Below are 23,323 nucleotides of genomic sequence, written 5' to 3'. Positions count from 1 at the left end.
AACGACGCTATTCCCGCTACAAAGTCACTGTAAAACCTATCTGCACAACGAGTTGCTGCTGAATCCGCCTATGACAGCCAAAATACAAAGTTAAACTCGTACACTGTCAATATTTAACAAAAATCCAGCAGAACGATTATTCAGCTTAGATACAGCTACCCAGCCGTATAGTGGTGACATCTCAAGCAACATTGTTAAACAATCAATCCCTTTCGGACTCATCATTTATGAGTCCTTTTTTTTTGGCTATCATTTAGCCTCTGTGTTTCTCCGCTGTAAAGCTCATTAGTGTTCATGCTGTTTATTATGATGTGTGGCATCGCAATATAAGAAAGGTTCTAGGTTCTAGGTTCTAGGTTCTAGGTTCTAGGTTCTAGGTTCTAGCAAAGCATAAAATCAACATCAAAAGCCAAGTGGTATTTTCTGTTGATTACCTAGCAGGACGTAGTCCGTCCTAGCAGTGAGCTGGCGAACGTCCTAGTACCTAGGACCTTCTCAGCTTTAAGATCGGTTCTAGATGCTAGAAATATTGAAGACGAGGTTGTGCTTCGCACTGCTCATTGATTAGAGGAAAGTAGGTACTAGATTGATACGATTAAATAAACTCGATACCAATGCAACTCCTTCCTTATCTAAAACAACAAAAAGCCCAGCATGTATGCTGGGCTTTTTTACTTACTCTGAAAGCTTATTACTTACTAGAGTCTGCTTTCTTTGCCGCCTTGGCAATATCTCGCTCGCGCTTACTGAACATACGTTCAACAATAACGAAGAAGATTGGAATAAAGAATATTCCCATAAAGGTCGAGCTCATCATGCCGCCCAGTACCGCGGTACCGATAGCGTTTTGGCTACCTGAACCTACACCGCTACTAATAGCCAGTGGCACAACACCCAAACCGAAGGCAAGTGACGTCATCAAGATTGGACGCAAACGAACTCGAACCGCATGTAGCGTCGCTTCCACTAAACCAGCGCCTTTCTCGTAGTACTCTTTGGCGAACTCTACGATTAAGATGGCATTTTTGGTTGCCAGCCCCACCGTCGTCAATAGACCCACTTGGAAGAATACGTCGTTAGGTAAACCGCGACCGTTCATCGCAATTAAGGCACCAATAATACCTAGCGGTACCACTAAGATTACCGCAAAGGGTACCGACCAGCTCTCATACAATGCCGCAAGTACCAGGAAGACCACCACTATCGATAGTGCATATAGCATTGGCGCTTGGTTACCTGAAAGGCGCTCCTCATAAGATAGGCCATTCCACTCAACACCAAATCCAGGTGGTAGTTTCTTGACCATATCTTCGATGATATCCATCGCCTCACCAGTACTAAAGCCTTCAGCCACACCCCCTTGAATATTCATCGCGGGGAGCCCGTTAAAGCGCTCTAGACGAGGGGAGCCGTATCCCCAAGTACCGCTAGCAAATGCTGAGAATGGCACCATTTCGCCTTGATTATTACGCACATACCAAGAGTCTATATCTTCAGGTTGCATGCGGTAATCCGCTTCACCTTGAACATAAACCTTTTTCACTCGGCCACGATCAATAAAGTCATTGACATAGTTACCACCCCAAGCGGTACCCAGCACGCTGTTAACGGCATTGATATCAATACCCAACGCACTTAGTTTGGCATGATCGATATGCACTTGATAAAGCGGCGCATCCTCTTGACCATTTGGGCGTACGCCCACAAGGTTTGGATTTTGTGATGCCATGCCTAATAACATGTTCCGCGCTTCAACGAGTTTGTCATGACCTTGACCATTTCTGTCCTGCAGATAGAAATCGAAACCGTTAGCAGTACCCAGTTCGATTACCGCTGGCGGCACGAAGGCGAATACGAAGGCCTCTTTCATCTGCATGAACATGCCCATGGCACGCCCAGCAACAGATTTCACATCTTGACCAGGCTCGGTTCGTTCAGACCAGTCCTTCAAACCAACAAAGGCGATACCCATGTTTTGGCCGTTACCTGCAAAACTAAAGCCCGATACGCTAAACACAGACTTAACGTTGTCACCCTCTTCCTGCAAGAAGAAGTCGGTCACATCGTCTAAGACATTTTGGGTCGCTTCTTGGGTCGAGTTAACCGGTAAAATAGCCTGGGTAAACAAAATCCCTTGATCTTCGTCGGGTAGGAATGCCGTAGGCATGCGCATGAAGATCCAACCCACCGCGACAGTAATCGCCAAATAAACCATCATAGTACGGCCAGTACGTTTAATCATAGCCGCTACATTGGCTTCATAGCGCGACGTTAACGCATCAAACTTACGGTTAAACCAACCGAAGAAACCCGTTTTAGTGTGACTCTCGCCTTTCTTAATCGGCTTCAACATCGTCGCACAAAGTGCCGGTGTTAGAATGATAGCGACCATAACCGACAGTGTCATTGCAGACACAATAGTTATCGAGAACTGCCTGTAAATAACACCGGTTGAGCCCGACATAAATGCCATTGGGACGAATACGGCAGACAGTGTCAAACCAATACCGACGAGGGCACCGGTAATCTGATCCATCGACTTCTTCGTCGCTTCAATGGGGCTTAGCCCCTCCTCTTGCATCACACGTTCGACGTTTTCTACCACCACAATCGCGTCATCAACCAACAGACCAATGGCCAATACCATGGCAAACATAGTCAAGGTGTTGATAGAGAAGCCTGCCAGCGACAAGATAGCGAAGGTACCTAGTAGCACCACCGGTACTGCAATCGTTGGAATGAGCGTCGCGCGGAAGTTCTGCAAGAACAAGTACATGATCAAGAAAACTAACACCACAGCCTCAAGCAGAGTCATCACTACACCTTCAATCGATTTCTCAACAAATGGCGTAGTATCGTAGGGATAAACCACTTCTAACCCTTGCGGGAAGAATGGCTGCAATTCAGCAATTTTTGCACGGACACCTGCAGCAGTGTCCAGTGCGTTGGCACCTGTCGCCAACTGAATACCAATACCAGCCGCAGGCTTACCGTTATAGAATGATTCTACCGCGTAGCTTTCAGCGCCTAGCTCAACACGGGCCACATCTTCTAAGAAAACCTTGGCCCCCGATGAATCGGCCTTAATAATGATTTTCTTAAACTGAGCAGCCGTTTGTAGACGGCTCTGAGCCGATACCGTGGCATTCAGTTCTTGACCTGCAACAGATGGTGAGCCACCTAATTGACCCGCTGAGACCTGGGCATTTTGCTCCTTTATAGAGGCAATGATGTCCATACTCGTCAGGTTATATTGTGTCAGTTTGAGTGGATCGAGCCAGATGCGCATCGCATATTGAGCACCAAACAGCTGGATGGTTCCCACCCCAGGCACACGGCTCATAGGGTCTTGAACATTTGAGCCTACGTAGTCTGAAATATCATTCTTATCCAATGAACCATCTTCAGATACGAAGCCCACAACCATCAAGAAGCCAGCACTCGACTTCGCGACGTTAACACCTTGAGCCTGAACTTCTAGCGGTAACAAGGGCATGGCAAGTTGTAGCTTGTTCTGCACCTGCACCTGAGCAATATCAGGATCGGCCTCAGCGTTAAAGGTTAGGGTAATTTGCGCATTACCAAAACTATCACTGGTTGATGAGATATAACGCAGGTGATCTAAACCTGTCATTCGCTGCTCAATAACCTGAGTGACTGAATCTTCCATCGTCTTAGCTGAAGCGCCAGGATAAACGGCGCTAATCACTACCGATGGTGGTGCGATATTCGGATATTGCGACACGGGTAATCCGAAGATAGACAACACCCCAGCCAGCATCACAATAATGGCGATCACCCAAGCAAAAATAGGGCGATCGATAAAGAAACGTGCCATAGCTCTGCCCTATTTCTGTTGTTGTGCTTGAGATTGCTTATCCGCAACCAAAGGACCCGCTTTAACAGCAGCTCCTGGACGAATTTTTTGCAGGCCTTCAACAATAAGTTGATCACCCACATTCAAACCATCAGTGATACGCCACTGGTTATCAATCACTTCAGCTGTCGTCACAATACGCGACGCCACTTTACCGTCATCGATCACCATCGCCACGGCTTGGCCTTTAGTGTTACGCGTAATTGCGCGCTGTGGCACTAGAATCGCTTGGGGATCGGTACCAGTATTGAGCACTGCTCGTACATACATGCCCGGTAATAACACACCATCAGGGTTCGGGAACTCGGCACGTAATATCACTGAGCCTGTATTCTCATTCACACTGACTTCAGCGAACTGCAGTAAGCCATCGTGGTTATAGGTCGTGCCATCTTCTAGCACTAACTGCACACCCGCATTAACTGATGCCTTAAGCTGGCCATTTTTTAACTTAGCCTTTAGACGTAGCAGCTGCGCACTCGACTGAGTGATCTCAATATTGATCGGATCCAGCTGTTGAATGGTCGCTAAAGTTTGCGTTTGATTAGCCGTAACGAGTGCACCGGCAGTCACAGAAGACTTGCCGACACGTCCAGAAATTGGAGCTCGTACTTCGGTATATTCAAGATTTATTTTAGCCGTATTAATCGCAGCTTCGGCAACGGTAACGCGCGCTAATGCTTCTTTATATGCCGCGTCCGCTTCGTCAAAATCCTGCTCACTGATAGAGTTAAGCTTTACCAATTTCTTAAAGCGCAGCGCTTTAGCTTTAGCAGAAACTAAGCTAGCCTGAGCACTGGTTAAATCGGCTTTCGCACTCACTAACGCAGCATTGTAGGTCGCTGAGTCTATTTGATATAGCGACTGACCTTTCTCAACGTCTTTTCCTTCAACGAAGCCACGATTGATGATGATACCGCTAACTTGTGGACGAACTTCCGCTTCCAAATAAGCCTTGCTACGACCTGGTAACTCCACCATTATTGCCTGAGGTTTTGCCACAATCGTCATCGAGCCCACTTCCATAGGACCACGTGTTTGCTGTCCACCTTGTTCAGGTTTCTGCTCACATCCAGCTATCCATAACGCCACACTTAAAACAGAGGCAATTTTCACTATTTGCCGCATGAGAACTCCTATAAAAGCCATCTACTCGGTAATTGAATTATTTAGAGCATTAAATGCCTTCAATTTAACCTTTAAAAGCATAAATTCTTGTCAGATTAATTAACGTGCCTTTATCTCACAACATCGACTTGTCAACAAGCAGATATACCAGTTTAATTTGTAAGATAATAAGAATTATTACGTCAAATCAGCCACATATGTTTCATGATTGTTAACCAAACATCTGTTTTACTAATCACGTTAGCGCTCAGCTTAGATCAGCTGACATTCGCTGGTGAAAAGTAACAAGATAAGACGATTCCCAACCAAAATTAAACATCGCAGCACGGTCATTAAATTCGATTATCACCAACGCTACAAGCTAAAATTCGACTGATATCTGCCAAACTACGACCCGATTGTTGCTGCCAATGATTAAACACGGCTTGGACCTGCTTAAGCCCCGCTTTTGAGCTAAATCCATAATCCACTAGATTGTGCGCTTTGAGATAACCTTGTACGTCGCTAGTCAGTAGAAATGTGTCTTTGCCGATAGCCCGCAGAAAATAGGGACCTGTGTTGCCACCAAGCCGCGTACCTTTACGCTTTAAGGTTGCCCATAAACCGGTAATGTCTTCGCTTGGCCAACTTGCTACAAACTCGGCAAAACTACCCTGTTCACGGGCAATGTTGTTGACCATATGAGCATTGTCATAGATTGCCATGGTTTTTTTAAGATGCCTGATGAGTGCCACATCACTGGCTCTGTCCTGCAACTGCTCAGGGGATAACATCAACACCTTAAATGGCTCGAAATCAAAGAATGATTTTTCGTATGCGGGCCACTTAGCCTCAACAATTCGCCACACAAAGCCGCTCTGAAATACCTTTTTACTCATCTCAGACAACAGCTGAGCATCGCTGCATTGACCAATTTCATCCTCAGTCAGACTGGTAGACATTAACTGTTCGAGGCCAGCATTACCGCCTTTACGCTCTGATGCTCGCGCATATATTGATGCAAATGTTTCAATACGACTCATCTGTTCTCCTATCTATCACAGTCGTTAATCGCTAACCCGCTGAGAAGTGTGATTTTATCAAGATAACTCATAGTGTATGGCACTCACACGGCAAACGCAGCACATTGTGAGGAGCCATTTTAGCAACTAGAGTTAACGCTACTGCTTTCGATCGGAGCCTATAACGACCATGGATCTGTATTACCACCCTCTGTCACGCCAATCACAAAAGGTACTGATTGCCTTTTATGAGAAACAAGCCCATTTTTATCCGCATATTATTGATCTTGCGGATCCCTACGCGAGACGCGAATTCCAGCGAATGGATGCAAGTGGCCAGCTACCTTTACTTAGAATGACATCGGGTGAAATCATCCCTGACGCGAGTATTATCATTGAATATATAGATGCCAACATTGAACAAGGTACGCAACTCATTCCAGCGCTCACCAAGGATGCATTGCAAGTAAGACTATACGATAGGCTCAGCGACACACGGCTCGACAAAGTGATCGACAATTGGCAAATAGCCAAGCATCAAAAGCGGAGTAATCAGATTAGGGTCAAGCAAATTGAAAATGAGTTGCTCACAACACTGGATAGCTTGGACAGGCGTCTCGCCACATATCATTGGTTATGTGGCGACCGCTTTAGTTTAGCCGACTGCGCAACAATTCCCTGTTTGCTCGCTTTAGAAACTGAATTTAATCTACTCGATTATGAACATTTAGGCCGCTATTGGATCCAGGCCAAGCTACGTGGCGCCGTCAATCAGGTTCAAGAGGAAGTTGCACTGACACTGGCTCGAACAGGCTGTGGCTAATAGCTAACTATTACGCTCTTTTTTAAGCTGTAACAATTGCTTCCATTTTACCACTTCGGCTGGCATTTCTGGCATAGGCTCATTGAAGTTAACCTCTTGCAACATGTCAGCAATAGGCACCTGCTTACGTTTACAGATAAATACGCCGCGCACGAGGGCGATGCAATGTAGGCCGCGCTCACTGACAAAACGCTGTTCAATGTAAAAATACTTCTCGTCCCAACCTACCAACTTGGTTTCAATTTCAAACTTAGCCCAGGGTTTTATGTCGCGGATATAGGTAAAGGCAGCGGCATTAATAATTGGCATCCACCCTAGTTTGATGAAACGCTTCAGGGATCCCATCTCAGCCATCATATAAGTTCGGGCCAGATCCATAAACGCTGGGTAGCGTGAGTTTGTCAGGTGAAAATTGATATCGCAATCTGATGGCAGCGCACGAAAAGTGAGTTTACTGGTCCCTAGAAAACCAATTTTGTTGCAGTGGCGGGTGCGCCATGCAAACAACCAAAAAAGCCTAAAATAGAGGTTCATTAACTGCTTAACCTACATCCTTGATAAATAAGAGCGGCAAGGCTAGCAGAGGTCATACCTGATAACAAGCGCGACACAATTCTCATTTTATTTAACGGCATAATAACTACGGCCCATGCGTTTTGAGTCGGGCTAGCTCGTCCCCTTAAAGGCTCGACGGTCTCCATCTTGAAAGGTTAATATCTACCAGAAATAATTTTTACAGTCTTAATCGCTAATATTCTCTTAAAAACTAGTCCATTGTATCTAACCCCTCGTCAAAGTTACGTCAAAAGTATAGCCAAATAGAAATATTTTATCTTTTTGTTAACTGCTTGGGATATTTTGTTCGGCAAAGTTTAACAATGTAATGCTTTTGAGTATGGTGAGCGACAAAGCTCAAAGGAGGATAACAGGACAACCTTGATGACTTCTTACTATGGCTTCTATAACCATATTACTCAAGATTTTCGATGAAAGGTTCATTGACGCATGCAGAATATAGAAAGCGATGGTTTAGCAGAATTTGTCATTTCTCCTTTAATATTACAGTCAATAAAGCCTGAGATATCACAGCACGGTTTTGGTGGGTTTTGGTTTCAAGGTATCCCCAATAGAGCATATCAAGATTACTTGCACAATAGTAAGACAAGCATCTTAACGAGACGCATGTTGCACAGCTCTGGAGGGGTATATAGTTCGTCACACACCGTCCAAAAAATACAACGCCATTACATAGACCAAGTTGCCGCGAGAGATGTCAATTTTGGCTTAGCCTTGAAATTAGAACAGCCCTATTACTATCAGTTATCAGAAGGTGGACAAGCCAATAAAGCGAATAAGCTGTTTAGCTCTTACGGGATAAAAACGGTGCTCAGCTGTCCGGTGCGTCATTACGCATCAGAGGCTTGGTGCGGACGTTTTACCCTGCTGTCTAAAGAGGAAGATCTACACCCTAAGCTTGCCAAGCTAGAAACTTCACTCAAGCAGGTTCAGTCGACACTATTTGAACATCTCCATCATGACTTAAACCCCTATAGGCAGGTGTCGCTTTTTAACCAAACCGCCTTAAAAGCGCTAAAAATGGTCGCAAGTGGATTACAGAATGCTGAGATATCAGAGGAGCTTCACATTACTATTCGAGGAGTGGAATATCATCTAGAGTCTATGCGAAATAAGCTGTCGGCAAGTAACCGTGCGAACCTGGTTCATATTGCCCATCAGCTGGAGATTATATAACTCATGTTGATATTACTCGTTGAAGATAACCATTTACTGGCAAAAAATATTATTCATTACCTAGAACTGATCGATATTGAATGCGATTACGCCAGCTCGTTAGCACAAGCTGATAGCCAAGTTTATAGCCGTCATTATGATGCCATCATTCTCGATCTGAACTTACCTGATGGTGATGGCCTTGAAGCATGTAAACAATGGAAAGATCAGCGCGTGGTTTCACCGGTGATCATGCTTACGGCTCGTAGTGGATTACAGGATAAGTTGTCAGGCTTTGAGGTCGGTGCGGATGACTATCTAGTCAAACCATTTGCAATGCCGGAATTGGTTGCCAGATTACGCGTCGTTGCAGAGCGAAGACCGGCACCTAAAGTGCTGAAAATCGGTGAACTTGAGTTTGATTTTGCCGGCCATCGCGTGCACCGCTTAGGTCAGGAGTTAGCGTTATCTCGAACAGGTTGGCAGATACTGTCTTTGCTCGCTAGGCGAAGCCCTGAAACGGTTGAACGTGAAGAGGTCGAGCGCATATTATGGCCAGATAGCTTGCCTGATAGCGATAGCTTAAGAAGTCACATGCACCTGTTGAGAAAAGTCGTTGATAAGCCCTTTAAGCATCAATATCTTCATACGATAAGAGGCGTGGGTTTATGTCTAAAGGCTGGCGTTGATGAAGCATAAGATGAGCTTAAAGCGGGTTTACCAGTGTTATGGCGTGGTGTTCTTAGCGGTCACTTTACTCATCAATATATTTATTCCGCTATGCATGATGTGTACGGGTGCGTTTAGTATGCATAATATCACGATGAAAAGTGCGGCTCAGGCGGCAGAACAGTATCTGGTAGAGACAGGGAATCTCTACCAAACAGACAATATTAAAATATATAGAGATTGGGACAGCACTCCAGAGCAAGTGAAATCAATTACAAATGGCATTAAACCGACAGCGCTAAAAGAAGTTGAATATCACCACCATAATGGTCAATTCATCGATGCATTGATGGTGTATCAGCAGCGTTCAGGTGAGAATTTATATGTCTGGCTAAACTATAATGCGACTCATGATCTAGAATTTGCGCCTAAGAATATGGCGGCCATCGGCTTATTGATCACTATGACTTTCGGTGTGGTTGCGAGTCTCGCCTTATACCTGCAAAGTCGAGTTATCTCTCCTGTACATCAGATCAGTCGTGCAATTAAACAGCATGACTGGCAAAAAATGCAAAGCCTGAAGTTTCCCCAGCAATGTTATGCAGAGTTGCAATCGATAGTCGACGCTCTGGATATCTCCATTAAACAGTTGAAAGAAGCGCAGCAAAGAGAGTTATCTTTCTTGCATTTTGCTAGCCATGAACTGCGCACGCCGATAGCAATATGTCAATCCTCTTTCGATATTCTCACCCTGCAACATGGTCAACTTGAGGGGCCAACGTTACATGCTAGCCTGGCAATTCAGCAGATGAAGTCTATTACAGAAACCTTGCTGTGGTTAATGAACTCAGAGTGTACATCGATGCATCACAGTAAGGTGAAGCTGGCAGAGCTATTGCGGCAGGTTATCAGCGATCAACAAGCGGCAAAAGGGGATTATTTGCCGATAGAGCTACTATGTGATGACACTGAGTTGACGGTACAGCAAGATCCACTGACCATTATTTTAAATAACTTAGTACGTAATAGCTTAGAACATGGGGCTCAAGGCATAAGGATAGTGCAATCAAATCATACCATTGAAATTGTGAATTCAATGTCTCCTCAAAATAGTAGTGGCTTTGGATTAGGGTTACTGCTTGTAGAGCGCTTAGCTCATCAGCTAGGGTGGACATATCACTCTGTCAGGGAAGAAAACCAATTTATAGCGTTATTAAAGGTTAACTCTTAGGATATATTAAGGTTCAGTTTTTATATCGTTATCGTTAATGTTAAGTGGGAGATGATTTTAATTTCATCTCCATTTTTTTGCTTTTAATTTATATTAAAAACCAAAACCAGTTGTATTACATTTGTTTTTTAACGTAACTTTCACGTTTTAAACTTTATTACTCTACTGTTTTGACGTGAATTTCACTTTGTAGAATTATAATTGTTGCTTGTTTTTAGACTTTTTAATTGTTTTTGATGTTTTTACTTCCTTAAACCACAGTACTTACTAAATACTGAGCAGATGGAGGTACTGCTCACAAAGTATGTTGAATAACTCACTATTATATTTACTAGTTAGAGGCTACGTTTTTACTTCGAGCTGAATAAAAATATTTAATTAAAAATTCAAAATAAAATGGTGAGATGAAGATGAGATTGTTCAATGTAACAAAGTCGGCAGTGTTAGTTGCTGCTATGTTGACACCTTTATACGGAAGCCAGGCTTTCGCAGAGGATGGAATCAATATCGGTGGAGCTGTACGTGTCAACTATGGGCTTAAATTTTATGATGAGGCGTCAAAAGATAAAGGGGGGGATTTAACTTTTGACATGCTGGCACTAACATTTGATGGCAAGCATGGTGACTGGGGGCTAGCATCGGAATATCGATTCACCTCTTATGGAGACTTTATCCAGAAGGGCTATTTATATTACAGTCTTGCGCCTGAGTGGGAGCTACAGTTTGGTATCAATAAAGTTCCTTTCGGTAATCGTGAATTTATTTCAAATAGTTTTTGGGAAGGTATTCCTTACTATTTAGGCTTGGAAGATGACTATGATGTGGGTGTAAAAGCAACTTTCGATAATGGTCAGTGGCATTCAGATTTCGCATTTTATAAGAATCCTGAGTATGGGCCAAGTGAGGTTAATCGTTACGCTGCAGACCTTTACAGTGGCAGCATAAACGGTACTCAGTACGCCAATGAAGAGACCAATCAGTTGAATTATCGCCAAACATATACTCTGTCGCAAGGGGATTTGACTATGACGATGGGTGGTTCTGTTGAAGTTGGACAGATTTACAACTCAATGACTCATGATACGGGCGATCGCTATGCTGTGGCACTCCATCTGGACTCAAGCTACCAAGGGTGGAATCTACAGCTTCAGGCTATGGAGTATGAATATGATGCAAAGAATCAGGCTGACGTTGATTCCAATAAAATTGGTATCTCTGTAGTTGGTTGGCAGTATGAGATAGCCGCTAAAGCGCAGGTTTATAATGCCAACCTGGCCAAAACCTTCGCGACTTCATGGGGCAGCGTTAAAGTTTATAATGACTTTGGTTATATGACGCCGGATACCAATGATGAAAGCTTCGATAATAGTCTCCAGAATGTGACTGGTATGGCTATTGCTGCCGGTCCAACTTACACCATGGTTGATCTTGTCATGGGCCAGAATATGACATTTTCGACAGAGATGGATGATCACATTGGTCTTCCTGAAGCTGGTGATGGCTGGGACAAACGGATAAATATAAATTTCGGCTACTACTTCTAATATCATTAACCCTCTCAGTTATAGATAGTATTATGTGTTATATGTTACTTAATTCAATATTAACTTTTATTTTATTATAAAAGTTGAATAAAGATTGAATAAAGATTGAAGTAATAATGGTTTTATAAAATGTATGAATTTAGTTACGTTGATAGTATCAAGCAAAAGTAAGTTTCTGGGTTTGTATAAATGGCGCTTTTAGAATATCTCGATAAATATATTTAATAGGAATTAAAAATGATGATAAAAAATGTTAAGTTAACTCCGCTGGTTATTGCATTAGGATTCGGCTTTATACCCATGTCTTATGTATCAGCAGCTGATTTGATAAGTTTAGACGGTCAGTCATTGACAATGGAATCATTGTCAAAATCAAAAGTGAAGGGAGCAAAGGTTTCTTTAACAAAATCAGCTCAGAAACGAATTGATGATAGTTTTGATTTTTTGATTGATGCAGCTAAAAAAGGTACACCAGTTTATGGGTTAACAGTCGGTGTGGGTAAAAACAAAGATACACCTGTTTTTAACAAGTCAGGCCGCCTAACATCAGAAGCTAAAAAAATATCTGAAGCATTTAACCGTGACATGTTGTATACATCAGCTGCCGCGAGCGGTGACCCTATTGACCCAGAAATCGTTAAGATGTCAATGGTGATTAGGCTTAACCAGATTGCCAATGGACATGTAGGCGTTTCGCCAGCAGTCGCTAAAGCATATGAAGATTTTATTAATCACGATATTATCCCGGTTGTGCCTGAGGATGGCTCTATTGGTTTAAGTGATATCATGTTGGCTTCTCACATTGGTGCAGCGATGATGGGTGACTGGGATGTTTTTTATAAAGGTCAAAGAGTACCAGCATTAAAAGCTATGAAGGCTGAAGGTCTCAAACCATTGGTTCCATTTGGAAAAGATGGTTTATCTCTTTTGTCTAACAATGCTTTGGCTACGGCTCAGCTTGTTGTTGGTGTAAATAAAGCGAAACAACTGATTGATTTCTCGCCTAAGTTACTTGCATTTGGCTTAGAAGCTATCAATGGTAATATCAGTCCTATCCTGCCGCACACTGTCGGTGCTCGTCCAATGCCACATGTTCAGGATGTCGCCAGTGATATTTTGAAAAATCTAGAAGGTGGTTATCTGTTTGAACGCGATGAAGACAGACCTTTACAGGATTCTCTTTCTTATCGTGGTTCGCATTGGGGTGTTGCCCACGCAAGATATCAGTATGAACAAATTAAGACCTTGATTGATATTCAAGTGAACAGCTCTGATGATAACCCCACTGTTTATGTTGATGCGAAGCCAAGCAAATACAACCAATATCCACAAGTCTCACAGTATTTTACATCAGGTGATTTATCGGGGGCCATTAACTCATCGGCAAACTTCGATACCACCCAGTTAGCCTCTCAAGCTGAAGGGTTCATCAATGCGATGGGACAGCTTGCAAAGTACTCCAGTAACAGACAGATAAGAATAATCAACCCTTACTTTACCGGCTTACCGCGTGCGCTGGTTGATCCGGACCATGCTAATAGTATGGCATTTTATACCTTACAAAACGGCTTTACCGCGCTTTATGCAGAAATTGCACATGCAGCAAATCCGGTATCTTTTTACGGTATAACCAACCAGGGTGGGATTGAAGACCATTTCAGTAACTTTTTTCAGGTGGGTCAGAACTTGAATCTCGTGGTTGATAAGTTGGCTGTCATATACGGTTTTGAGTTGATGCAGGACGCACAGGCGCTCGAACAGCGCAAGAAAATCCAACATCGCACGCTATCAAGCAACAATGAAAAAATGCTTAAATCATTGAGAAAAGTATTACCTTATTACGGTAAAGACCGAATTTTCACTCCTGATGTAAAGGTGTCTACTAAATTTTTAATTAATTACAAGTAATCTTTATCAAAAATAAATAGTCACTATAAGGGGCCATTAAGTTTTATATATTAGTGGTTCTTATTTTTATACAAGATGTAATTAACGAATAAAACTGTTAACTGATATCAAATAAAGGTTGTTTATTTGTTATCCGGCTATCGATTATGCTTAAAGGGTTTTACATGAAAAGAAGAGAGTTTTTAACTAAAACAATGGGTGCAACTGCGGCAATGACATTGCCATTTTCTGTATCGTCAAAAGAACCAGAGCATAAATGGGATCGCGAATATGATCTAATTATCGTTGGCAGTGGTTTCACAGGTGTCGCTGCGGCTTATTCAGCTTATAAGGCAGGTCTGAAAAATATATTAGTGCTGGAAAAAATGAAGGTGTGGGGCGGTAACTCTGTAATTAGCGGCGGCCTGGCCGGTATGCCAAATTCGAAGCTTCAGAAGAAACTTGGTATAAAGGACTCTCCTGAATTACTGGTTAAGGATATGTTAAAGGCTGGGAGAAATTTCAACAATCCTGAGTTAGCTTATATAATGGCTTCTCAGGCGTATACTGTTTATGACATGCTGATAGATTGTGGTGCTCAGTTCAAAGATAAGCTCATAAGGTCTGGAGGTCATAGTGCTGCACGTTCACATATTCCGAAAAATGCTTCTGGTGGGGGGCTTGTAGTCCCAATGCATAAATACTTATTAGCTCATGGTGTTAAATTTCAAAACAGAACGAAGGTATCTAATCTAATACAAGAAAGTGACCTGAGTATTTCAGGTGTCGCGGTGCAAGAAGATTACGATTTTGATACTAAGAAATTTAAACGTGAGTCTACTTATAAATCACGTCATGGGATTGTTGTAGCTACTGGTGGTTGGACCCAGGATAAGAAGTTTATTAGTACAACAATGCCCATGTATTCAGATCTTGAACGGACCGCACATCCTGGAGCAACATCTGAAATGATTAAGTCATTATTAGCCGTTGGTTCACTGCCACTAAATTTCGATATGTATCAGTTAGGTCCGTGGGGTTGTCCTGATGAAATTGGTGGAGGCCCGGCCTCTTTCTTTGCAGGTTATGCCTTTAACGAAAGTATTGCTGTTGATCCGATGACTGGACAGCGGTTTGTAGATGAGCATTCATCCCGTCGCACTCGCTCTGAGGCTGAGATGCTTGTTATGGAAAAAGGGACTAAAGAAAAGCCTAATTATCCTATTACTTTTAGTTCTGAAGATACTGCATTTCGTGCGGAAGGGTTTGATGCAGCATTCCGTGATGGAAGTGTACAAAAAACGAATTCCGTAGCTGAACTAGCTGAACTTTATGGCATGGATGTCAACAAGTTAACTCAATCAATTGCAGATTGGAATGAAGTTCTAAAAGGAAATATGCCAGATCCATTCGGTAAGACTATTGATAAAAGAACCGAACTAAAAGCACCATATTATTCAATGAGATTATCGCCTAAGTTGCATTACTGTATGGGAGGAATCGCTATAAATAAAAACGCCGAAGTAATCAGTGCCGATACATGTGAGCCAATCAAGGGTTTATTTGCTGGTGGTGAAGTTGCAGCTGGTACTCATGGAATGGATCGTCTTGGTGGCTGTTCTTCCGTGGACTGTATGGTATTTGGACAAATTGCAGGACGTACAGCTGCTAAATATAAGGCGAATGCATAATGAAATTAGGTATTATGGCAGCCATTGCTGCGCTGTTGTTTTCTAGTCATCTTTTTGCTGCCACTAACAGCATAAAGCCTCATCACATTGAGGCTATGGGCAGTGATATGACATGCAAAACATGTCACACAACGAAGGGGAAGTTTCAACGACCAAGTGATACAGCATGCAAAGATTGCCATGGTGGAATGAGTGACATTCCAACAGAACCAAATCGGTTTGATAAAAACCCGCACGCGTCTCACCATTATGAGGATCTCCTCGAATGCACTGTATGTCATTCAGAGCATAGCCCATCTAAAGAAGTTTGTTCTAGATGTCATATAGTTGAGTTCAAAAATCTCAAGTAAATTTAATTTGAGTTAATGCTAGTGAGTTTTAGTACTCACTGGCATTTTGAAATCTTCGACTGAAGTCGCGCTTCGTGGAGCTTTGTTGCACTAATTGTTCTTATTTATGCAACAAAGCCCCTTTATTCATCATTAACCTTTTTATTAAAATCAATTGTGAATATAATTTCATAATTATTAGTTAAGTTTTTAATATTCGTGTTCGTACCTCACTTGAAGTGTAATATATTTTAATTTCATATTTCAGTTTTATTTTCAAGGTAGGAGTGACCAACGCTATTGCTTTGTATATTCTATTTCTTCATAAATCAAGACTCAGGATGGCTCTGTTAATAGGGGGGGCATTATTAGCCATCTGTATAAATGGCGCTTTTAGAATCTCTCAATAAATATATTTATTAGGAATTGAAAACGATGATAACAAAAGTTAAGTTAACTTCGCTACCTATTGCATTAGGATTCGGTTTTATATCCATGTCTTATGTATCAGCAGCTGATTTGATAAGTTTAGATGGTTGCCCTGATGGAGATACTGCTCACAAATAATATGATTAAGGAATTGTTATATGAAGAAGCAAGTTTTCACTGCACTCTCTATTTTTCTAGTCGCACTTGCGATGTCTGCAACCTCAGTTGATATTGGTTATAAAGCTTATACCTCAGAGACTAAGGATGACAATGGTGGCGCTTACGATCAACTTTTTGTTAAGTTAACCCATTTCAATAAAGCAGATTGGGGAACGCTGCTTGCTTATATTAAATTAGAAAACCCTGGAGAGATAAAAGATGCCCAGAATGATAAGGATGGCAAATTAACAGTTAAATCTATAATTATTGTCGATAAGCAGATCTCTGATTCTAAATATAATTATTGGATGCAAAACTTCTTGGTCTCCAACCGTACTGTGATGGAGGACAACCTATATTTGGGTGTAACAACCAATCGTAAGTATGACGGTCTCTTTCTTAATGCTGGCGTGGGTGTGAACTACACCGCGGCAAGCTTAGCACCAACAGGGGCAAGCTTCGACGGGATCAGTGGCTATGCCGCGGTTATTAATGCTCGATACCCTTTCGCTGCCTTGGGGCTTAAACACTCTTTATCAGTCAACTATGAAGGGCAATTTGATCGTGATGAGGAGCATATGAGTACTTTAGGTTACGCCAGCTATGGTCATCAGATCATCACGACGTTGAAAACAAGTGTGACCGAGTCTTTCTATACCAAATTACATATGACCCATTTCGACAGTTGGGGCGCAACCCCTAATGATGGCATCGAATATGGCGTAGCGGTTGGCTTTACCTTCTAGTATCAGAGTGACCAAATAGGAATAACACAGTGATTAAAAAAACAATACTCGCCAGTGCCATCGTGGCATTGGTTATGGGCTGCTCAGTAAAAGAGAGCGATCAGTTAACTAAGACTGAAGGTTCTGCATTCGGTAAGCATGGCGAAATTCAGGTTCAGACCGAGACTAAAAATGGTCAGTTGGTTGATATCAATATTCTTAAGCAGAACGAAAATAAGGTACTGGCCGCATCGGTATTTACCGAAATGAAAGATGCGATGATTGCCAATAACAGTACCCAGGTTGATGGGATCAGTGGCGCGACAGTCACAAGTAGTGCATTTAAAGAAGCAGTTGAAAGCTCTTTGTCTGCCGCAGGTGTCACCTTGATCGCAGGCTTGGCCAAGAGTGATGATAAGCCACCACTGCTGATTGATAGTGAACAGAACTTTGATGTAGTGATTATTGGTTCAGGTGGCGCGGGCTTCAGTGCGGCGATAACGGCAAAAAATGCCGGTGCTAATGTGGTGATTATTGAAAAGATGCCAACGGTTGGTGGTAACAGCTTGATCACTGGTGGCCAGATGAATGTGCCGGGTAACTGGGTACAGAAGAAGATGGGCATCGAAGACAGTATCGAACTGTTTGTTAAAGATACCCTTAAAGGGGGCGACTACCTGGGCAGCCCTGAGATGGTACAGATCCTGGCCGAGCAAGCTCTTCCTGCAGCACAATGGCTTAGAGACTATATCAAGGTCGACTTCTACCAAGATCAACTGTTTCAATTCGGTGGTCACAGCGTTAAGCGTGCCTTGATCCCTCGTAACCATACGGGCGCCGAATGGATCAGCAAGTTTATGGCTAAAACCGATGAGCTGCAGATCCCGATCCACACCCGTACTACAGCCACTGCGCTGATTAAAGATCACAGCGGACGTGTCATCGGTGTTGAAGCTGAAAAGAATGGCCAGGTGATCAGCTATTACGCCAAGCGTGGCGTGATCATGGCTACTGGCGGCTTTGGTGCAAACGTTGAAATGCGTACCAAATATGTACCAGAGCTGGATAACCGTTATGGCACCACCAATGCTCGCGGAATTATGGGTGACGGTATCGTGATGGCTGAGAAGCTTAATGCTGGCACGCATAACATGGAGTCGATTCAGACCTACCCTATCTGTCATATCGATACTGGGGTGATCTCTTTGATCGCCGATTCACGTTTCTTTGGCGCAATCGTAGTCAACAGAGAGGGTAACCGATTTGTTGAAGAGCTGGAGCGTCGCGACGTGATCAGTCGTGCCATCTTAGCCCAGACTGAGCAGCAAGCTTATGTTCTATGGGGCGGCGAGATTGAGGATATTGCTGGTGTTGTCGGTGTCCATAAAGATGAGTTTGGTGAGCTAAACCGTAAGGGCATGATGTTTAAGGCTGATTCAATCGAAGAGCTTGCGGGCAAGTTTGGTATCGATGAAAATGCACTGATGGCTCAGGTTGGGCGTGTTAATCAGTTTGCAACAGCGGGTGATGATAAAGAGTTTAATCATCGTGGTGGACTCAAGACTATTATGAAGCCTCCTTTCTATATGCTGGTTGCTAAGCCATCAGTTCATCACACTATGGGTGGCTTGGTCACTGATACTCACACTCGTGTACTGGACACCCAAGGTAAAGTTATAGCAGGCTTGTTTGCTGCAGGTGAAGTTACTGGTATGACTCATGGTTCTAACCGCTTAGGTGGCAATGCCATTACCGATATTACTGTGTTTGGCCGTATTGCAGGTAAAGAAGCGGCAGCACAATAATCGATAGTATTTGCTTAAAGATAAGATGCCGTTCACTGAGATGAACGGCATCTTTTTAAATGGAAGTTATCTAAACGAGATCGCTCACGAAAGAACATTTACGAGAACAGTAGGTAATCATGGAGTTTGATAAATCATTACGCACCATCGTTAGCCTAAGTGCTCTAGTATTGCTGCTATGCAGTATTCCCCTACCACTACTGATTATTATGGATTGATCAGCATACTGTAATACTGGCTGTATTTAGGCAATAAGGCCGATATCGCATTAAAGGCGCACGAGGCGCCTTTATCACATCACCTAGCCATTTATGCCACAATGCCTTAACAGCGCATCAGTTTTTGGCTCTCGGCCACGGAAGCGCTTAAATAGCTCCATAGGCTCTTCACTGCCGCCCATCTCAAGAATATTCTCTAGGAAGCGTTTACCGGTTTCAGCATTAAAGATCCCCAGCTCTTCAAACATCGAGAACGCATCGGCCGACAGCACTTCAGCCCATTTGTAGCTGTAGTAACCTGCGGCGTAACCGCCGGCGAAGATATGCGCGAAACCATGTTGAAAGCGGTTAAACTCGGGCGCTTGCACTACCGCAACCAAGTCACGTACTTGGTTAAGTTTGTCTTGAATTTTTGCCCCTATTGCAGGGTCATATTCCAGGTGCATCTTAAAATCAAACAGTGAAAATTCAAGCTGACGTAGCATGATCATGCCTGACTGGAAGTTTTTCGCCGCAAGCATTTTGTCTAGCATGACTTTAGGCAGCGGTTCGCCAGTTTCGAAGTGACCTGAGATCTCAGCCAGTGCTTCCTCCTCATAGCACCAGTTTTCCATAAACTGACTAGGTAGTTCAACGGCATCCCAAGGCACTCCGCTGATCCCTGATACGCCGCCAACATCAATCTTAGTCAGCATATGATGAATACCATGGCCAAACTCATGGAATAGCGTTGTGACTTCATCATGGGTAAACAATGCTGGCTTACCGGCGACAGGGGCATTGAAATTACACGTTAGGTAAGCCACTGGATCTTGTAAGCCAGTAGAAGTTGCACGACGAGCACGACAATCGTCCATCCATGCACCGCCACGCTTACCTTCTCGGGCGTATAGATCTAAGTAGAAACTGCCACGGTGTTCGCCGTTGCTGTCGCTGATATGGAAGAAGCGCACGTCTTTATGCCAGCTATCAAACTCTTTTTGCTCCTCAACCTTAAGACCAAATAAGCGTGACACGGTATAAAACAAGCCTGACAATACTTTGTCTTCAGGAAAATACGGACGCAGTAACTCTTGTGAAATTTCGTATCGATGATGCTTTAATTTTTCAGCGTAAAAGCTCAGATCCCAAGCCGCGAGATCTGTAGCGCTATATTCGCTGGCCGCAAAATATTTAAGCTCTTTAAGCTCAGTTTCGCCCTGAGTTTTAGAGCGCGTTGCAAGTTCAGTTAAGAACTCCAGCACTTGAGCTGGGGTTTCGGCCATTTTAGTTGCCAGAGACTTATCAGCATAGCTATCGAAACCTAATAGATTTGCCAGTTCATGGCGCAGTGATAAAATCTCATCCATTAGCGGCCCATTATCGAACTCACCCGCGTTAGGGCCTTGATCAGATGCTCGAGTGACAAAGGCACGGTAGCACTCTTCACGCAGTTCGCGATTTTCGCTATAGGTCATTACCGGCAGGTAAGAGGGGAAATCTAAGGTAAACAACCATCCCTTCAACTCTTTAGCATCAGCCATCGCAGCGGCTGCAGCCACTGCAGATTCAGGCAGTCCCTTGAGCTCTGATTCATCAGTAATTAGCTTGCTCCATGCTTGAGTCGCGTCTAATAGTTGATTAGAGAAGCTGCTGGTCAGTTCTGACATACGCTTAACCAGTTCACCATAACGCAGCTTATCGCGATCACTAAGACCAATACCTGATAGCTCAAAATCACGCAGGCTGTTCTCAAGCATTTTCTTTTGCGCTTGAGAGTAAGTGTTAAATTCTGCAGAAGCTGCCAGCGACTTATAGGCTTGATAAAGCCCCTGATGTTGGCCGACAAACGTGCCGTACTCCGACAGTAATGGCAGGCATGCGTCGTGTGCTGCTCGCCATGCATCATTACTAACCACTGAATTCATGTGCGAAATCGGCGACCATACCTTGCCTAGTTCGTCATCGACGTCATCAAGCGGAGCAATCAGGTTATCCCAAGTATAACTAGCTTCATTCTTGAGTACCTGTTCGATTTGCGCTCGGCAGTTAGCGATACCTTGTTCAATAGCGGGTTGAATATGTTCTGCTTTGATACTAGAAAAAGGCGGTAGTTTAGTGCTATTTAGCAAGGGGTTGCTCATGGTTGAGTCCTTAACATTCTATGTTGATAGGTAAAGAGATAGGGGTTAAGTAGGCAATATTCAATGAAATAACCATAAAATTTGCACTTTGGTCATTTCCTAGCAGTTAGAAAAGCTATTTACTTTGATGAAAGTCATGTTCCACAAGTATCAATATTGCTCGATACTCGTATTGCAAAGCACTTCGCAAATGCGACCAATTATCATTTACATTCAGTGTATTAGAACTATTATAGGCGGGTTTTTTACTTTCGCCTACATATAGAGTTTGCTATGAGAAAAGCCAAGCAATTAGCCATTACAATCCCTTTGTTGATCGGGTCATCTTTTGTATTCGCCGGTGAAGCGCCTAATGTTGACGACTCCCATAGTACTCGTATTATTGAGAAGCTTCCGTCGGATGATAGTGGCCAAGTGCAAGCACTGTTTGATCTCGGCTGGGACTCAAACTACATATCAGAGGGGCGCGACAATCTCGACAAAGGTGGTATTTATTGGGCTACTGCAGCGGTACAAACTGAGAGCTTAAGCCTATATGCAACTGTCGGTCGCGGGGATAGTCAAGATTACACCGAGTGGAATTTTGGCATAGAGTATGGCTTTAACTTAACTGACAATCTTGCTGGTAGTGTCGGTTATCAGCGGTTAGAATTTTACGGTGATGAGCGTAGCTTTGACAACGAACTATTTGGCGTACTAGAGTATGCAGCAGTAGATTGGTTAGTGCCTTCCGTTAGCTATACCTATTCCACTGAAGCTGCGGGCTATTTTGTCGAGGTAAGCATACACAGCAATTGGGACTTGGCTGAAAGTTTCACTGTTTCGCCGTACATAACCCAAGGTTTTGATTTTCAATATGTCACTGAAGAACATGATGGAGCCAACCACTTTCAATTTGGTGTTGAAGCAGAATATGAGATGCCTAATCATTGGGTGTTATCAGGTCATGTTAGCCGTAGCATCGCTCAAGAAGATATCAAACTTGAGGCGCGAAATAACAATACCAAAGGCAGTTTCGACGAAACTTATGCCGGCATTCACCTAAGTTGGAGCTTCTAAGGTCCCAAGTTAGGCTATAGTTTGTTTTTAATGACCTAATAAAATCGAATATTGATGACCATTGGCAACGGATTGCAAATGGTGTCTAACTCAGAGGACAAGGAATGTTACTCACTCCCTATCTACGCACCTTCTGTGCGCTAATACTTATCAGCCCTTGCTGCCTTGCCAATGACTCGGCACCACTACCTTTAGGCGTGGTGTTAGATGATAAAGGTCAGCCACTCACGATTCCCACACAGTCCAAAACAGCACTGAGCTACACACCGATTAAGCCTAGCAAGACAACCCGAGTCCACAAACCATTACCATCGAAACCAAAAGCTAAAACCAAAAAAATCAGCCGCAAACAACAGCTCGCTAACCGAAAAACTGTCGCGAACAACGCTGGTTGTCGTTGGCTCAATAGCCGAATGAATTTATTAGAAAAAAATTTAAAACTTGGCGTGAATCATCGCAACACGCACCACCAGCAAGAACTTAATGTTAGGCAAGCTGAATGGGAATGCTTGAAGTGTGGCATGGAAGGGCCAGATCAAAGTGATCACCATAGCTGCCAATATAGGCGCTAGTGAATATTCACATCATTGCAAGAAACTAATCTTTATAAATAATAGACTTCAGTTACTCAATAGACTGCATCACATGGATCTCAGCTTGCTAGGACACATTGAAATTGTACTCACTCGTCCCAATATAATAGGGTACGATCAAAGATCCTCGATGAAATATTTGATCTGGTTCAAAAAATTATTTCAATCTACAATGGCTGCATATCGATACAGCAACGAATAGAGCTTAGACAAACTTTCGTCTTTTTGAATCGAAGTGCGTCTTAGCCCTATCCATAGAAACAAAAGCCTCAGCCCTATTTTGCTTTTGTCAGTAAGTCAC

The 23,323-nt window shown here is 43.2% G+C and carries 17 protein-coding genes; 12 read left to right on the top strand and 5 right to left on the bottom strand.

What is annotated here, in order from left to right; genetic code table 11:
* Positions 1-691 precede the first annotated feature (691 nt).
* The 3 genes from L2755_RS17055 to L2755_RS17045 all read right to left on the bottom strand — a co-directional run bounded on the left by L2755_RS17055 (position 692) and on the right by L2755_RS17045 (position 6,027).
* Positions 692-3,838 carry an efflux RND transporter permease subunit gene (locus tag L2755_RS17055; RefSeq protein ID WP_248981877.1) on the bottom strand — a complete coding sequence of 1,049 codons (3,147 nt, stop codon included), beginning with the start codon at positions 3,836-3,838 and terminating at the stop codon, positions 692-694.
* Positions 3,839-3,847: 9 nt separating this feature from the next.
* Positions 3,848-5,005, bottom strand: a complete 1,158-nt coding sequence (locus L2755_RS17050; RefSeq protein WP_248981876.1) for an efflux RND transporter periplasmic adaptor subunit — start codon at positions 5,003-5,005, stop codon at positions 3,848-3,850.
* 332 nt (positions 5,006-5,337) lie between these two features.
* Positions 5,338-6,027, bottom strand: coding sequence for a DNA-3-methyladenine glycosylase I (locus L2755_RS17045; protein WP_248981875.1), 690 nt, complete (start codon positions 6,025-6,027; stop codon positions 5,338-5,340).
* A 169-nt stretch (positions 6,028-6,196) separates the two neighbouring features.
* Here L2755_RS17045 and L2755_RS17040 point away from each other — a divergent pair, with 169 nt between their 5' ends.
* A complete protein-coding gene (locus tag L2755_RS17040) occupies positions 6,197-6,829 on the top strand; it encodes a glutathione S-transferase family protein (RefSeq protein ID WP_248981874.1) in 633 nt (210 codons plus the stop codon).
* 3 nt (positions 6,830-6,832) lie between these two features.
* Here L2755_RS17040 and L2755_RS17035 read toward each other — a convergent pair whose 3' ends face one another.
* Entirely contained in the window at positions 6,833-7,363 is a 531-nt protein-coding gene (locus tag L2755_RS17035) for a thioesterase family protein (RefSeq protein WP_248981873.1), read from the bottom strand.
* Positions 7,364-7,834: 471 nt separating this feature from the next.
* Between L2755_RS17035 and L2755_RS17030 the strand changes: the two genes are divergently transcribed.
* From L2755_RS17030 to L2755_RS16990, 9 genes are all read left to right on the top strand, one after another.
* Complete coding sequence (locus L2755_RS17030; RefSeq protein ID WP_248981872.1) at positions 7,835-8,581, top strand: response regulator transcription factor; 747 nt, start codon at positions 7,835-7,837, stop codon at positions 8,579-8,581.
* A 3-nt stretch (positions 8,582-8,584) separates the two neighbouring features.
* Positions 8,585-9,259 carry a response regulator transcription factor gene (locus L2755_RS17025; protein WP_248981871.1) on the top strand — a complete coding sequence of 225 codons (675 nt, stop codon included), beginning with the start codon at positions 8,585-8,587 and terminating at the stop codon, positions 9,257-9,259.
* Positions 9,249-10,460 carry a sensor histidine kinase gene (locus L2755_RS17020; protein WP_248981870.1) on the top strand — a complete coding sequence of 404 codons (1,212 nt, stop codon included), beginning with the start codon at positions 9,249-9,251 and terminating at the stop codon, positions 10,458-10,460. Before L2755_RS17025 ends, L2755_RS17020 begins: the two co-directional genes overlap by 11 nt.
* 455 nt (positions 10,461-10,915) lie before the next feature.
* The gene (locus L2755_RS17015; RefSeq protein WP_248981885.1) at positions 10,916-12,004 is read left to right on the top strand and encodes a hypothetical protein; all 1,089 of its coding nucleotides are present in this window, start codon (positions 10,916-10,918) and stop codon (positions 12,002-12,004) included.
* A gap of 237 nt (positions 12,005-12,241) precedes the next feature.
* A complete protein-coding gene (locus L2755_RS17010) occupies positions 12,242-13,912 on the top strand; it encodes an HAL/PAL/TAL family ammonia-lyase (RefSeq protein ID WP_248981869.1) in 1,671 nt (556 codons plus the stop codon).
* 164 nt (positions 13,913-14,076) lie between these two features.
* On the top strand, positions 14,077-15,582 hold the full coding sequence (locus L2755_RS17005) for a flavocytochrome c (RefSeq protein WP_248981868.1): 1,506 nt from the start codon (positions 14,077-14,079) through the stop codon (positions 15,580-15,582).
* Positions 15,582-15,932 (top strand): cytochrome c3 family protein, encoded by a 351-nt coding sequence (locus tag L2755_RS17000; RefSeq protein WP_346348100.1) that lies wholly within the window; start codon positions 15,582-15,584, stop codon positions 15,930-15,932. Before L2755_RS17005 ends, L2755_RS17000 begins: the two co-directional genes overlap by 1 nt.
* A gap of 566 nt (positions 15,933-16,498) precedes the next feature.
* Positions 16,499-17,245: an outer membrane protein OmpK gene (locus tag L2755_RS16995; protein ID WP_248981867.1), complete on the top strand. Its 747-nt coding sequence runs from the start codon at positions 16,499-16,501 to the stop codon at positions 17,243-17,245.
* Positions 17,246-17,274: 29 nt separating this feature from the next.
* Positions 17,275-19,029, top strand: a complete 1,755-nt coding sequence (locus L2755_RS16990; RefSeq protein ID WP_346348099.1) for a flavocytochrome c — start codon at positions 17,275-17,277, stop codon at positions 19,027-19,029.
* Between the two features lie 301 nt (positions 19,030-19,330).
* On the opposite strand, the gene prlC is transcribed toward L2755_RS16990, so the two are convergent.
* Positions 19,331-21,370, bottom strand: coding sequence for an oligopeptidase A (gene prlC, locus L2755_RS16985; protein WP_248981866.1), 2,040 nt, complete (start codon positions 21,368-21,370; stop codon positions 19,331-19,333).
* Positions 21,371-21,643: 273 nt separating this feature from the next.
* Here prlC and L2755_RS16980 point away from each other — a divergent pair, with 273 nt between their 5' ends.
* Positions 21,644-22,429 carry a hypothetical protein gene (locus tag L2755_RS16980; protein ID WP_248981865.1) on the top strand — a complete coding sequence of 262 codons (786 nt, stop codon included), beginning with the start codon at positions 21,644-21,646 and terminating at the stop codon, positions 22,427-22,429.
* A 104-nt stretch (positions 22,430-22,533) separates the two neighbouring features.
* Positions 22,534-23,001 (top strand): hypothetical protein, encoded by a 468-nt coding sequence (locus tag L2755_RS16975; RefSeq protein WP_248981864.1) that lies wholly within the window; start codon positions 22,534-22,536, stop codon positions 22,999-23,001.
* Positions 23,002-23,323 lie beyond the last annotated feature (322 nt).

The sequence above is a fragment of the Shewanella abyssi genome (assembly GCF_023284025.1).
In the GTDB taxonomy this organism is placed as follows: Bacteria; Pseudomonadota; Gammaproteobacteria; order Enterobacterales; family Shewanellaceae; genus Shewanella; species Shewanella abyssi.
The sequence above is the reverse complement of the archived record's forward strand: the minus strand, read 5'-3'. Positions and strand labels throughout refer to the sequence as shown.

What these genes read in the sequence shown, in the direction of transcription:
- L2755_RS17030 (WP_248981872.1), top strand. Translation starts at nt 7,835, where the DNA reads ATGCAGAATATAGAAAGCGATGGTTTAGCAGAATTTGTCATTTCTCCT.
- L2755_RS16995 (WP_248981867.1), top strand. Translation starts at nt 16,499, where the DNA reads ATGAAGAAGCAAGTTTTCACTGCACTCTCTATTTTTCTAGTCGCACTT.
- L2755_RS17050 (WP_248981876.1), bottom strand. Translation starts at nt 5,005, where the DNA reads ATGCGGCAAATAGTGAAAATTGCCTCTGTTTTAAGTGTGGCGTTATGG.
- L2755_RS17010 (WP_248981869.1), top strand. Translation starts at nt 12,242, where the DNA reads ATGATGATAAAAAATGTTAAGTTAACTCCGCTGGTTATTGCATTAGGA.
- L2755_RS17000 (WP_346348100.1), top strand. Translation starts at nt 15,582, where the DNA reads ATGAAATTAGGTATTATGGCAGCCATTGCTGCGCTGTTGTTTTCTAGT.
- L2755_RS17045 (WP_248981875.1), bottom strand. Translation starts at nt 6,027, where the DNA reads ATGAGTCGTATTGAAACATTTGCATCAATATATGCGCGAGCATCAGAG.
- L2755_RS16980 (WP_248981865.1), top strand. Translation starts at nt 21,644, where the DNA reads ATGAGAAAAGCCAAGCAATTAGCCATTACAATCCCTTTGTTGATCGGG.
- L2755_RS17020 (WP_248981870.1), top strand. Translation starts at nt 9,249, where the DNA reads ATGAAGCATAAGATGAGCTTAAAGCGGGTTTACCAGTGTTATGGCGTG.
- prlC (WP_248981866.1), bottom strand. Translation starts at nt 21,370, where the DNA reads ATGAGCAACCCCTTGCTAAATAGCACTAAACTACCGCCTTTTTCTAGT.
- L2755_RS17025 (WP_248981871.1), top strand. Translation starts at nt 8,585, where the DNA reads ATGTTGATATTACTCGTTGAAGATAACCATTTACTGGCAAAAAATATT.
- L2755_RS17055 (WP_248981877.1), bottom strand. Translation starts at nt 3,838, where the DNA reads ATGGCACGTTTCTTTATCGATCGCCCTATTTTTGCTTGGGTGATCGCC.
- L2755_RS16975 (WP_248981864.1), top strand. Translation starts at nt 22,534, where the DNA reads ATGTTACTCACTCCCTATCTACGCACCTTCTGTGCGCTAATACTTATC.
- L2755_RS17015 (WP_248981885.1), top strand. Translation starts at nt 10,916, where the DNA reads ATGTTGACACCTTTATACGGAAGCCAGGCTTTCGCAGAGGATGGAATC.
- L2755_RS17035 (WP_248981873.1), bottom strand. Translation starts at nt 7,363, where the DNA reads ATGAACCTCTATTTTAGGCTTTTTTGGTTGTTTGCATGGCGCACCCGC.
- L2755_RS17005 (WP_248981868.1), top strand. Translation starts at nt 14,077, where the DNA reads ATGAAAAGAAGAGAGTTTTTAACTAAAACAATGGGTGCAACTGCGGCA.
- L2755_RS17040 (WP_248981874.1), top strand. Translation starts at nt 6,197, where the DNA reads ATGGATCTGTATTACCACCCTCTGTCACGCCAATCACAAAAGGTACTG.